The sequence below is a fragment of the Arcicella rosea genome (assembly GCF_040543805.1).
Classification (GTDB): domain Bacteria; phylum Bacteroidota; class Bacteroidia; order Cytophagales; family Spirosomataceae; genus Arcicella; species Arcicella rosea.
In genome coordinates this window covers 51313-65325 of the sequence record NZ_JBEUMS010000002.1, presented here as the reverse complement: position 1 = coordinate 65325, position 14013 = coordinate 51313, and the positions used below count along the sequence as shown (strand labels likewise).

9 protein-coding genes are annotated in these 14013 nt (G+C 37.1%); all 9 read left to right on the top strand.

Features of this window, described 5'->3' with window-relative positions; all coding sequences use genetic code 11:
• The first annotated feature begins 7 nt into the window (after positions 1 to 7).
• Positions 8 to 2038, top strand: coding sequence for an aceric acid hydrolase (locus ABID42_RS03680; RefSeq protein WP_367282484.1), 2031 nt, complete (start codon positions 8 to 10; stop codon positions 2036 to 2038).
• Positions 2039 to 2044: 6 nt separating this feature from the next.
• Positions 2045 to 3289 carry a ribulose-bisphosphate carboxylase large subunit family protein gene (locus ABID42_RS03675; RefSeq protein ID WP_367282483.1) on the top strand — a complete coding sequence of 415 codons (1245 nt, stop codon included), beginning with the start codon at positions 2045 to 2047 and terminating at the stop codon, positions 3287 to 3289.
• A gap of 1 nt (position 3290) precedes the next feature.
• Positions 3291 to 4628 (top strand): four-carbon acid sugar kinase family protein, encoded by a 1338-nt coding sequence (locus tag ABID42_RS03670; RefSeq protein WP_367282482.1) that lies wholly within the window; start codon positions 3291 to 3293, stop codon positions 4626 to 4628.
• A 26-nt stretch (positions 4629 to 4654) separates the two neighbouring features.
• On the top strand, positions 4655 to 5320 hold the full coding sequence (locus tag ABID42_RS03665) for an aspartate/glutamate racemase family protein (protein ID WP_367282481.1): 666 nt from the start codon (positions 4655 to 4657) through the stop codon (positions 5318 to 5320).
• The gene (locus ABID42_RS03660; protein ID WP_367282480.1) at positions 5317 to 6597 is read left to right on the top strand and encodes a bile acid:sodium symporter family protein; all 1281 of its coding nucleotides are present in this window, start codon (positions 5317 to 5319) and stop codon (positions 6595 to 6597) included. Before ABID42_RS03665 ends, ABID42_RS03660 begins: the two co-directional genes overlap by 4 nt.
• Before the next feature lie 207 nt (positions 6598 to 6804).
• Positions 6805 to 7404, top strand: a complete 600-nt coding sequence (locus tag ABID42_RS03655) for an RNA polymerase sigma factor (RefSeq protein WP_367282479.1) — start codon at positions 6805 to 6807, stop codon at positions 7402 to 7404.
• A 115-nt stretch (positions 7405 to 7519) separates the two neighbouring features.
• Positions 7520 to 8635, top strand: coding sequence for a FecR family protein (locus ABID42_RS03650; RefSeq protein WP_367282478.1), 1116 nt, complete (start codon positions 7520 to 7522; stop codon positions 8633 to 8635).
• Between the two features lie 377 nt (positions 8636 to 9012).
• Entirely contained in the window at positions 9013 to 12279 is a 3267-nt protein-coding gene (locus tag ABID42_RS03645) for a SusC/RagA family TonB-linked outer membrane protein (RefSeq protein ID WP_367282477.1), read from the top strand.
• 20 nt (positions 12280 to 12299) lie between these two features.
• On the top strand, positions 12300 to 13826 hold the full coding sequence (locus ABID42_RS03640; RefSeq protein WP_367282476.1) for a RagB/SusD family nutrient uptake outer membrane protein: 1527 nt from the start codon (positions 12300 to 12302) through the stop codon (positions 13824 to 13826).
• The last annotated feature ends 187 nt before the right edge of the window (positions 13827 to 14013 follow it).

Genomic DNA, 14013 nt, shown 5'->3' with positions numbered 1-14013 from the left:
AGAAAATATGAAAACATTCATGAAACAAATAGGAGTATTGTGTTTACTAATACTTTCCGTGAGTCATTCTCAAGCCCAAAACAAAGGCTTGGTCAATACGGCTAAAAGTCCAAATGCCAGATTACAAAGTATAGATTTTGGTGATGTAACGTGGACTTCTGGTTTTTGGGCAGACCGCTTTTCGGTGTGTCGTTCGTCGATGGTTCCTACTTTATGGAAGAATTATACGGATGCAAATTTGAGTCATTCTTTCAAAAATTTTGAAATCGCTGCTGGCTTAGAGAGTGGAGCTTTCAAAGGTCCGTCTTTTCATGATGGTGATTTTTATAAAACCTTGGAAGCCGTAGCGAGTATGTACGCTTCTACGAAAGATAAAAAATTGGATGAATTGATGGATCATGCCATCGAAGTAATCGGTAAAGCCCAAAAGCCTGATGGCTACATTTATACAAAGGCAATTATTCAACAAAAGAAAACAGGCGAACAAAAGATGTTTGACGATAAGCTAAGTTTTGAAGCTTATAATTTCGGACATTTAATGACGGCAGCTTGCGTACATTATAGAGTAACAGGCAAAACATCTTTATTGAATATTGCCAAAAAAGCGACAGATTTTCTGATTGAATTTTACAATAATGCCAGTCCAGAACAAGCAAGAAATGCCATTTGTCCATCGCACTACATGGGTATTATTGAAATGTACAGGACTACTTCCGAACCGAAATATTTAGCCTTAGCGAAGAGACTTATCAATATTCGTGGGCTTTCGGAAGGAACGGATGATAATTCAGATAGAGTACCGTTCAGACAAATGAAAAAAGTAGTTGGTCATGCTGTGCGAGCAAATTATTTGTTTGCTGGTGCAGCTGATATTTTTGCAGAAACGGGCGACAGTACTTTATTATCAACTTTAGATTTGATGTGGGATGATGTCATTAATCACAAAATGTACATCACGGGTGGTTGTGGTGCTTTGTATGATGGCGTTTCGCCAGAAGGTACTTCTTACAAACCTGATACCGTTCAAAAAGTGCATCAATCTTATGGAAAATCATATCAATTACCCAACCATTCTGCTCATAATGAAACCTGTGCGAACATTGGAAATTTATTATGGAATTGGCGAATGCTACAAATTACAGGCGAAGCCAAGTATGCCGATGTGATGGAATTGGCTTTGTACAATAGTATTTTATCGGGCATTAGTTTAGACGGCGATAAGTTTTTTTATACCAATCCTTTAAGTGCTTCTGATGATTATCCTTATCAATTGCGTTGGATGGGTGGCAGACAAAAATATATCAGTAAATCAAATTGCTGTCCGCCAAATACTGTTAGAACCATCGCCCAAATTAATACTTATGCCTACAGTGTTTCTGACAAGGGTTTATGGTTGAATTTGTACGGAGCCAATACGCTTTCTACTTCTTTAAAAGATGGGTCAAAAATTAGTTTGGTGCAAACGACAAATTATCCTTGGGATGGCAATATCAGCATTGAGTTGAAAGAAGTTGCTAAAAATCCTTTTTCAGTTTTTGTAAGAATTCCAGAATGGAGTAAAGGCGCAAGTATCAAAATCAACGGAAAATTATTTGCGGGTAAAATTGAAACAGGAACTTATGTTGAATTAAATAGAAAATGGTCGGCTTCGGATAAAATTGAAATTGTTTTACCAATGACGGTGAAAATGATTGAAGCCAATCCATTAGCAGAAGAAATCAGAAACCAAGTAGCCGTAAAAAGAGGACCAATTGTATATTGTTTGGAATCGGTTGACAATGCCAATGTGAAATTAAACACACTTTCAATTTCACCAAAAAGTAAATGGAAAACCAGTAGCATGACAATTGAAAACAGTCCGATTACAGCCTTAGACGGCGAAGCAAAAATCGTTGATGCAAGTACTTGGTCAAATAAATTATACAGAGAAGTATCAGAACAAACGCCCGTTTCAACCAAAGTACGTTTAATCCCCTACTATGCTTGGAGTAACCGTGGGCACTCAGAAATGGAAGTTTGGATTCCTATTAGCCGATAAAATTTTATGGAAAGAATAACAGCAACATATTTTATAGAAACGCCTTTCGAGCCAGCATCTGCTGCCGCAGTTTTAGCAGGAGAACAATCTTCTGGTACTTTCACCGCAGTACCGGGCGAAACGGAAGAATTAAAACAAAGATTCGCTGCCAGAGTAGAATCAGTTGAATTTCTGGAAACGGTTTCAACGCCCGCTATTCCTGGCTCAGAAAGTAAAGACAACCAGTATCATCGTGCCATCGTAAAAGTATCATGGTCGATTGAAAATTTTGGCTATAATTTGCCCGTTTTGATTTCTTCCTTACAAGGTAATTTATACGAAATTCGTCAATTTACAGGATTGAAATTGATGGATATTGACATTCCTGAGAGTTATGCCAATCATTTTTCAGGACCAAAATTTGGTATTGCAGGTTGCAGAAAATTAACGGATGTACAAAATCGTCCTTTAATTGGAACAATTATAAAACCAAGCGTAGGTTTAACGCCACAACAAACAGCAACTTTAGTCGGAACACTTGCCGAAGCTGGCATAGATTTTATCAAAGATGATGAACTACTTTCTTCAACAGCTAACTCGCCTTTCAATGAAAGAGTAGATGAAGTAATGAACGTGATTAATCGTTTTGCAGATAAAACTGGGAAGAAAATCATGTATGCTTTTAACATTAGCGGTGAAACAGATGAAATGTTAGCCCGCTACGAAAAAGTAGTAAATGCTGGCGGAACTTGTGCTATGGTTAGTATCAATAGCGTTGGCGTGGCTGGTACTAAAAAGATTTGCGACCAAGGAGCATTGGCAATTCATGGACATAGAAATGGTTGGGGAATGTTAACCAGACATCCATTATTAGGAATAGATTTTAGAGCCTATCAAAAACTTTGGCGTTTGGCTGGCGTTGACCAGCTACACGTTAATGGGATTCAAAATAAATTCTGGGAAAGTGATGATTCTGTCGTGGCTTCGATTGAAGCTTGCTTAAAACCAATGTTAGGCGGATACGAAGTTTTACCAGTAGTTTCATCAGGACAGTGGGGTGGACAAGCACCCGAAACCTACCGCCGTACCAAAACAACAGACATATTGTACATGGCTGGTGGTGGAATTTTGGCGCATCCTATGGGACCAGCAGCTGGCGTAACCGCTTTACAACAAGCTTGGCAAGCAGCAGTGGATGGTTTAGACATTGAAGGAGCAGCGAAAATCTATCCTGAATTTGCGAAATCTGTAGAAAAATTTGGCTCGAAATAATATGGCGAATCATCATTTACTCATGGCATATTATGGCGATGATTTTACAGGTTCGACGGATGCCTTGGAGTTTCTGAGTAGGGCAGGAGCGAAGACAGCCCTTTTTATCGAAGCACCAACGGCTACACAACTATCTGCTTATTCCGATTTAAAAGCCATCGGAGTAGCGGGTTTGTCGAGGTCAATGTCGCCTGTGCAGATGGAAGAGACTCTCTTTCCGACTTTCACAGCCTTAAAAGCTTTGGGTGTAAAACACGTGCATTATAAAGTATGCTCAACTTTTGATTCTTCTCCCAATATCGGAAGTATCGGAAAAGCGATTGATGTTGGAGCGTCCGTTTTCAAAAATACTTGTATTCCTTTACTGGTTGCAGCACCTTCTTTGGGGCGTTATTGTGCCTTTGGAAATTTATTTGCTAGAATGGGCATCGGGAGTGAAGGACAAATTCACAGACTTGACCGCCATCCTTCTATGAGTAAACATCCTGTAACGCCTGCTGATGAAAGTGATTTAAGAATACATTTAGCAAAACAGACCGATAAAAAAATAGGTTTGTTGGATATTCTTCAAGTAGCAAAACCTTATCAGGAATTGAAAGAAGGTTTAAAGAAACAACTGGAAGAACAAGCTGGAGTACTCTTGATTGATGCTATGTATGAATCACAATTTTCAAATATCGGTAGATTATTGGACGAATTAGCAGAACCAGATCAGCCTTTATTTTCAGTAGGTTCTTCGGGAATAGAAATGGCTTTAGGGAAATATTGGAATGAAATTCAAGAGCTTCAAGCTGTTACGACTTGGGAAAAACTTGAAAAAGCCAATCCATTATTAGTCATTGCAGGAAGTTGTTCGCCCGTTACTTCACGCCAAATTTCTTGGGCATTAGAACATGGTTTTAAAGAAATCATTATCGATGCTCAGGCAATTTGTGATACAGAAATCAACGAAGCATTGTTGAAAGAGTACTTAGAAAAGGCGGTGAGTTTAGCCCAAAATTGTCATCATTTAATCATTCATACCAACGGAAGTAAAACTAATGTACAAGCAACCTTATCTTCTGAAAAACTAGGAAAAGCATTGGGCTTGATTGCCAAAAAAGTTGTATCTGAAAGTGAAGTAAAAAGAGTTGTCATAGCTGGAGGCGATACTTCAAGTTATGCGGCAAGGGCAATGAAAATTGAAGCAGTAGAAATGATTGCACCTTTAGTGGCAGGCGCACCAGTTTGTAAAGCTCGTTCAGCTAATCCTTTTATCAATGGCATTGAAGTCAATTTTAAAGGCGGACAAGTAGGCGATGAACGATACTTCGGAATATTATTAGACGGAAAATTATAAAGCAATAAATCATTAGCGATAAAAAAATGCAAGCAAAAACTTTAGGATTAATTCATACTTCGGCAACATTGGTGCCTGTTTTTCAACAACTTTGTAACGAATACTTGCCTGGAATTCAAGTGTTTAATATTGTGGATGATAGCCTGATAAAGAACGTTATCAAACATGGCGAACTTAGACCAGACGTGTCAAGAAGAGTGGTAAATTATGTGGGTTCAGCAGAAACTGCTGGCGCAGATTTTATCATGGTTACTTGTTCTTCAATTGGTGCGGCGGTGGAAGCTTCTGAGGCTTTGACAGGCGTACCCGTTTTACGAGTTGACCAACCGATGGCGGATTTGACTGTACAAACGGGTAAGAGAATCGGAGTAATTGCAACTCTTCCAACTACTTTAGGACCAACTAGCGATTTAGTACTTCGTCGTGCTGAGAAAGTAGATAAAGAAATTGAATTAGTTTCAGTATTATGCGAAGGAGCTTTTGAAGCATTGATGAGTGGCGATGCGACTAAACATGATGAAATGGTAGCCACCGCTTTGAAAGAATTAGTGACCAAAGTAGATGTTATTTTATTGGCGCAAGCTTCAATGGCGAGAGTTGTAGATACTTTGGATGAAGCGGATAAAAAAGTGCCAATCTTAGCGAGTCCAACCATTGCTGTTCAACATCTAGCAACCATTCTTTTGTCATGAAAAGTATTCAGCAATTTCTACTAGGAATTAGTGCCATTTCAATATTGGTTTTGCTGTATGCGCTTGTGCAAGAAAACCCATTGTTAAGCAAAGTTTCGGCTGTTGTTTCAGCACTTAGTTTTACAATTGGTATGGCTTGCATTCCATCCTTGAAAAACTATCAATATACTGCTTGGATTATCACGGCTGTTGTGGCAGGAATGGTTTATCCTGCCGCTTTTACACATTGGGGAACGATTGATTTAAGAAACAAATGGCTTATTTTAATCATCATTCAATTTGTGATGTTTGGCATGGGTATTCAGATGAGTATTCATGATTTTTCTGGATTGGCTTCTACGGGAAAAGGAGTAGCGATTGGATTACTTTGTCATTTTTCAATCATGCCATTTATGGGTTGGTTATTGACGAAAATCTTTGATTTTGAACCAGAAATTGCTGCTGGCATTATCCTAATTGGGTCATGTTCAAGTGGTTTGGCTTCAAACGTGATGGTGTATTTAGCCAAAGCAAATCTCGTTTTATCGGTTGTGGTAACGGCAATGGCTACTTTGGTAGCACCGTTTTTAACACCGCTTATCATGAAATTATTAGCGGGAACTTTAATAGAGATTCATTTTATCAATATGATGATGGAAATCATTAAAATCGTTATTGTTCCCATCAGTGCGGCATTATTGCATGATTATTTGAAAATGGCTTCTCCACAAGGAAAGAAAAATGTGAACCTTCTTTTATTCATTTCCTTAATTTGGCTATTCGCTTTACCTTTTGGACTTTGGCATTGGTTTGAATCGTCATCACTTTCTTCCGAAGTACTTCAATCTTTAGAAGTATTAAGTTTCTTATTGGCTGCTATTGTAGTGGGTGTTTTGTATCATCAAGGAGCTACGCTTTTCCCGAAGTTAGATAAAATTATGCCTTACATTTCAATGTTTGGAATCATCTATTTTACAACGGTGACAACCGCTGCTGGGAGAGAAAATTTAATGAAAGTTGGCTTTTTATTATTCATCAGTTCTGTGATTCACAATGCTTCTGGTTACTTTTTTGGTTATTGGCTAAGTCGTTTGTTTGGTTTAGATAAAAATTCATCTCGGACAATTGCTTTTGAAGTGGGTTTACAAAATGGTGGAATGGCATCTGGTTTAGCAGGTGGAATGGGGAAACTAGGAACTGTTGGTTTACCAGCCGCAGTATTCAGTCCGTGGATGAATATTTCAGGCTCAATTCTAGCAAATTACTGGCGCAAGAAAAGTGTTGAAAATGAGGAGTAAAGATGATTTTAAACCATTTCTGAATAGAATCTCTTTTAATATTTAATTATACAAATATATTTTTGGATAAAAGTATTATTATAAGAAAAAAACATATAGTTTTGTGTCAATTAAACACATTTAAACTTTTCAATGTAAAACCCAATGTAGCATTTGTATGTATTTGCAGATGCTCTTTGTGTTTGAGCATCCGAGAATCATTTGAATATGAAAATTGTAACATTACATACTAAAGAGCATGTTTCTGACAGCCTTTTATGGCTTAACTTCAAAAATGGAGACGGAGATGCACTGAGCGAGTTGATGAGAAGATATTTCCGCTCTCTTTTGCAGTATGGTACAAAATTCACCAAAAATAAATCTTTGATTGAAGACACGATTCAGGATTTATTTTTAGAATTATTAGAACGTAAAGCCTACCTTTCTACGCCAGCTTCTGTAAAAAATTATTTATTCAAAGCACTTCGAAATAATTTAATCAGAGCTGTTAATAAAAGTAATTTATCGACTGATTTTCTTGAACAAGAAGACGAGCAAATGATTGAGTTTGAAAACATCGAATTCATGCTTTTGCAAGAAGATGATTTAAATGAATTGCTTTCTAAATTTAATGAATACTTCAAATTACTGACCAAGCGTCAGAAAGAAGCCTTGTACTTGCGATATTACGAGAACCTCAGCCATGAGGAAATCTCTGCTATTATGGATATTAACAAGCAATCGGTTTCGAATCTTCTCCAACAAAGCATCGTTATTCTCAGAAATAACTGGTTAGCTTCCATCTTTTTATTGGGGTTAATGGATTGATTATCAGGTAATTGAATTTTTAGGTAATTATTTTTCGTTTTTTTTGTCAAAAAACGAGTATCTCAGTCCTTCATTTTTCTAATCTAAGTAAACGAGTACAAATTTTGATTTATATATGAATAATTATGATAATTTCAAGGCAATAGACTTTGTGAATCATCAAGCATTTAGGGCTTGGGTATTCAACAAAGAACTCGATGCTAATGATGATTTGTTGCTTTGGTTATCAAATAGCCAAAGTAACCGTCATGAATTAGAAAAAGCGAGAATGTATTTATTGAATATTCACAATATGCAACCTGAAATTTCTGAGGAATATGTAGAAGATAAAATACAAGATTTTTGGGAAAAAGCTGAAGAAAAAAACTTGAATATTGAGGATGTTGCACCAGTAAAGAAATTTAGAATTGTAGATTGGCTCGTCGCTGCAGCATCTGTTTGTTTAATTGTTGGCTTAATGTGGGTTTTGTTGCCCAACCGTGAGCAAAGCGTGAATAGTTTAATTTCAGAGTTGTTTATCAACGACCAATCATCTGACCAAATAGAAAAAGTAAACAAAGGAACGGAAAGCATGAATGTGCTTTTGCCAGATGGTTCTAAAGTAACGCTTGAACCTAATAGCTCTGTGAGTTATCCAGAGAGTTTTGATAAAGAATTAAGAGAAGTAAATTTAGTTGGAGAAGCTTTTTTCGATGTAGTAAAAAATCCTGACCAGCCTTTTATTGTACATTTTAATGAATTGGTTGTCAAAGTATTAGGAACAAGTTTTACCATCAGTGCTCCCAAGGGCGACAACAAAATGCAAGTATTGGTAAAAACTGGTAAAGTATCAGTCTTTGAAAATAATGAATGGCAAAAGTTGAAAAATGACACCAATCCTGCTGTTCGTGGTGTAATCATTACTGCGAATCAGAAAGTAGAGTATTTGAAAGAAACAGCAAAGTTTGAAAAGAAATTAGTTGATAGTCCAGCCATTATCAATCCAGTACTATCTGAAAATGATTTTACTTTTGACGAAACGCCATTGATGGATGTTTTTGAAAAATTGGAGAAAGCTTACGGCATCAAAATCGTTGTTGACGAAAACCAAGTGGCTAATTGTACGCTTACGGCTACTTTATCGGATGAACCTTTGATTGAAAAACTGAATCTTATTAGTAAAATTATCCACGGAAATTATGAAATGATTGATGGACAAATTGTGATGAATGTGAAGAGTTGTAAGAAGTAAGAGAGAAGCAAGACGCAAGATTTAAGACTTGATGACTTTAGGTAAGGTAGGTAAGATTTAAGAATTGATGTTGGAGTGTGCTTTTGAAAATTAGTAAAATTAAAAACGTATAAGAAAAGCGTTATTGAATTTATTGCGGTTTTTAGACCTGAATTACATGAATTACCATTTATAAATACGAACCATAACCCCAAATTTAATTATGAAAACATAAGTTTACTTTACATGAAAAAAGCCGATAGTGTTTGCACCACTACCGACTCCATTCCATTACGTCTCCCCAAAAACGGATTTTAATTTCGAGGTTTTTTTGCACAAAATCTCAGGGGAATATTTTGTCCAGATATGTCTAAAAACCGTACAAAACAGTCAAAAGTATGAAAAAAAAGCACAATTTACAACGATTACTATTGGGAATTATGAAGGTGACGTTGATTCAAATTTGCATGGTTGTTTTATTCACGAGCTTTGTTTTCGCTCGGGATTCTCATGCACAGGAGGTACTCAATCAGCAAATTTCTTTGACTATTGAGAACCGAGATATCAAAACGATTTTAACGCAAGTAGAAAAACTGACGGATGTCAAGTTTATGTATAGTGCCGAAGTAATTCAGGCAAAGAGGAAAGTATCGTTTTCGGCTAGAAACGAGAAACTTTCTGAAGTATTAGATAGGCTTCTTTTGCCTCTCAAGATTAGCTATGAGGTTAGTAAAAAGAGAATTTTATTGAGTTCTAACGAAGTAACGGAATCTCAAAAAAACGAAGACCCCGCTAATAATACAATGGATAATGCTGTTGTCTTGACTGAAGTAACGGGTACGGTTACTAACAGTAAAGGGGAAGCAGTACCGGGTGTAAGTATTAGAGAAGAAGGTACAGGAAACGGGGTCGTTTCGGATGCAAGCGGTAAATATACAATTGCAGTAAAAAATGAAAAATCAATTTTGGTATTTACTTCGGTTGGCTATAAGCCTTTTCAGGCAGCGGTTGGCTCACAAAAGGTATTCAATATTGTTCTTGAAGATGATAATACACAATTGAATGAAGTAGTGGTAATTGGTTATGGAACAGTGGAAAGAAAAGAGTTAACCAGTTCTGTCGCTAAAATTGATGCAAAAAATTTCAATAGAGGAAACGTAAACAATCCAGCACAATTATTACAAGGGAAAGTAGCGGGTTTATCAATTGTAAGACCGGGCGGTAACCCTAACGAAGATTTTAGTATCAGATTAAGAGGGCTTTCTACTTTTGGTGCGAATTCTCAGCCTTTGATTGTGATTGACGGAGTAATTGGAGGGTCACTAAATGCTTTAGATCCAAATGATATTAAATCTATTGAAGTACTGAAAGATGCTTCTGCGGCAGCAATTTATGGAACAAGAGGTTCGTCAGGCGTAATTATCGTGACGACTAAAAGAGGAACGACAGATGGTAAAGCAAGTATCGAATACAATACTTATGTTTCTAGCGAAGAAGTAGCAAGATTTGTTCAAAACTCAACACCTGAGCAATTTGTAGAAGCAGGCGGACAAGACCTTGGTTATAAAACCAATTGGTTAGATTTAGTAACGAGAAAAGGCATCTCGAATGTTCATAATTTATCATTTTCAAATTCTGCTGGTTCAACAAGTTATACAGGTTCTATCAACTACAGAAATGTTGAAGGGATTTATATTGGAACGGGCTTCAAGCAAATTAATGCTCGTTTGAATTTAACCCAAAGAGCTATTAACGACCGTTTGACTTTGTCTTTTAACGTTGGGGTAACCAACCGTAATGCAAGTTATGGCTTTACAGACGGGCTTCGTTTTGCCATTATTGCTAATCCAACTGCTCCAGTGTATATAGATAATGACCCCGCTAAAGGATATTTAGAACCAAACAGTCCAGAATTTCATAACCCAGTAGCCATTGCCAAAGAAGCTACTTCGGAAGGGAAAATTAAAACATTGGTAGGAAGTATTCGTGCAGATTTTGAGGTATTAGATGGCTGGAATGTTGGAGCTTTCTATTCGAATCAAATTGATAACAATATGGCTTCTACGTATTTAAGTTCAAAAATGAGATATGGTGCAGCAAGTGGTAGAGGCGGTTTAGCGACGAAATTCTCTCAAGATGGCAATAACGAATTGTTTGAAATGACTACTTCTTACAAAAAGACTTTTAACGATTTGAAAGTAAATGTAGTGGGTGGTTATTCAAGACAAATGTTATCTTTTGAAAATGTTTATGCAGCTAACGGTAACTTTATCACCGATGATTTATTGTATAATAACTTAGGTTTAGGGCTTGACATTGCCAATAAATTAGCTGGAATTAGCAGTGCAAAAGAAGAATCAAGATTAGTGGCTTTCTTTGGTAGAGCTATGTTGAATTATAAAGATAGTTACTTCTTATCGGCTGCAATCAGACATGAGGGTTCTTCTAAATTTGGACCGAATCACAGATGGGGGAATTTTTATTCAGTAAGTGGTGGGGCAGATTTATTGAAAGCCTTGAAAATTTCAGCATTAACTACACTTAAACTAAGAGCAGGTTATGGTGTAACGGGTGCTTTACCAAACCAAAACTATGAGTATTTGCAACGTTTGGGAACTGGACCGAGATTCTTATTTGAAGGTAACTTCGTGCCAAGTGTTGCGGTGGCTTCAAACCCAAATCCAGATTTGAAATGGGAACAAAAAGCAGAAACCAACATTGGTTTAGATTTCGGTTTGATTGACAATCGTTTGACGGGTTCAGTTGATTATTATGTCCGTAATACCAAAGATGTACTGCAAACAGTAAGTGTTTCTGTGCCCCCAAATTTCTTCGGAACATCCTTATTGAACATCGGTAAATTAAAAAGTAATGGCTTGGAAGTAGGACTGAACTATGCTGTAATGCCAAAGGCAATCAAAGGTTTGGTGTATAATACAGGTTTGGTCTATTCTACTTATAATACCAAATTGGTAAGTTTTGATGGAAAGCAATCTGAGATTTTCTTAGCCAATCTAGGCCCTCCGGGTTTGAACGGTACTTTGGTCGTTCGTTTGAAAGAAGGAGAGAAAATCGGAGACATTATGGCGCCAATTTTTGAAGGTGTGGATGATAAAGGAGCAAGAATTATTAAAGACCAAAATGGCGATGGACAAATCACTAGAGCTGATTATGTAGTAGTTGGAAATGGTTTGCCTAAGTTTGAATTGGCTTGGAACAACAGTCTTGAATACAAAAATTTCGATTTGAATTTCTTAATCCGTGGTGCATTTGGACATAGTTTGGTGAACATCAACAGAGCTTATTATGAAAGTCCAGCGGCATCAAATAACTATAACCCTGTAAGAACGAAATACTATTTGTCGAACCTGAAACAAGGAGAATCTTGGAATAGCTATTACGTAGAAAAAGCAGATTTTGTAAAGCTTGATAACATTACTGTAGGTTACAATGTGAACCTTAGCAAGAAATCGGCTTTCAAGAAAATTAGATTTTATGCTTCTGGACAAAATCTATTTGTTATCTCTGGCTATACAGGCGTAGATCCTGAAGTACATTATAACGAAGGAGGAACTACTGGTACGCCTTTAGCGCCGGGTATTGATCAACGTACTTCATATTTCAGAACTAAGACGTTCACTTTTGGTGTAAATATCGGATTCTAAGAACTTAAAAAAATTGTATTATGAAAAGATGGTATAAAGCTTCAGTCATGCCGATACTTGCATTTTTATGCTTGTCATGTACTGATTTAGACTCAAAATTATATAGTGAACTTACTCCAAATGATTTCTTCAAGAATGATGACCAATTTGTGGCAGCACTTGGTACAGCATATACTCCGCTATATTCTTATGCGGGTGACCCTTGGACGATTCAGGAATTGAGTTCAGAAACCAGTGCGGCACCCGCTAAATTTGGTCCTTGGGACGATGGGGGTGTGTGGGCAGCCTTACACAGACATCAGTTCAATCCAAATTTTGGAGCATTCAATACGGCTTGGAACATGGGTTTTGGTGGAATTTCTACTTGTAACCGTTTGATTGAACAACTCACTGCTTTAGCTCCACCAGATAAATCAGCCGCCTTTGTGGCAGAATTAAGAGCTTTGAGAGCCTTTTATTATTTCTTGATGATTGATATGTTTGGTGATGCGCCGCTGATTACTTCTTTTTCAGCCGCAGAAGCCAATCCAGCCAGAAAACCACGTGCGGAAGTATATGCTTTTATAGTAAAGGAATTGAATGAAATTATTCCGAATTTGCCAGAAGCAGTTAATGCTACAACTTATGGACGTATCAACAAATGGAGTGCTTTAACAGTTTTGACGAAACTCTATTTGAATGCTGGCGTTTACACTGGCAAGACTGAATGGGCTTTGGCGGCATCAACGGCAAAGCTAGTAATTGATGGTAATAAATATGCTTTAGAGGGAAATTACTTCAATAATTTCATTGTAAAAAATAATGCTTCTCGTGAAAACATTTTTATCGTTCCTTACGAAAATGGAAATGCCAACGGCTTCAGTTTGCACATGCAAACTTTGCATCCATTAAACAAGGATACTTATAATTTTGCTTCTGGTCCTTGGAATGGTTTTACGGCTTTGGAAGAATTCTATAATTCATTTCCAGATAATGATGCTCGTAAAAAACAATTTATCGTTGGACAACAATATACTTCGGATGGTAAACCAATTCAAGACCCGAATGGTGCAACAGAAGTAGATTCAAAAGGAGCAAAAGACCCTGATGGAACGCCATTAATTTTCACGCCATACATCAACGAACTTACACCAAAATGTTTCAGCCAGTCGGGAGCGAGATTAGGAAAATTTGAATTCCAAAAAGGTATTCAAACCAATATGGATAATGATTTTCCAATATTGAGATTCGCAGACGTGGTTTTAATGCGTGCCGAAGCACTTTGGCGTTTGGATAATAGTAGTGTTGAAGCTGCTAATTTAATTAACCAAATTCGTAGCAGAGCTTCTTTGCCAGCTTTAACACCATTGAACGAAGATAATCTTTACAAAGAAATTATGCGTGAAATGGCTTATGAAGGACATTCAAGAACGAACGCCATCCGTTTTGGGAAATTTACCAGAGCTCGTTGGGAAAAACCAGAATCAACCGTGGCAAAATTGGTATTTCCAGTACCAACAAGTCAGTTGAATGGTAATCCAAACTTCAAGCAGAATGCGGGGTATTGATATTTAGGGAAAGAGTGAGTTAGTGAATGGTGAATTTAGCTCTTGCTGTTGCCTGTGTCACCACGGACAACAATGTGTGCAAATTATTGCTCGTGAGACACGAGCAATGGCATTATTGAATTCCTATTTATCCAATTTTGATTCACTCATTCACAATTCACAACTTCCTTTCATTTTGTATTTGCGG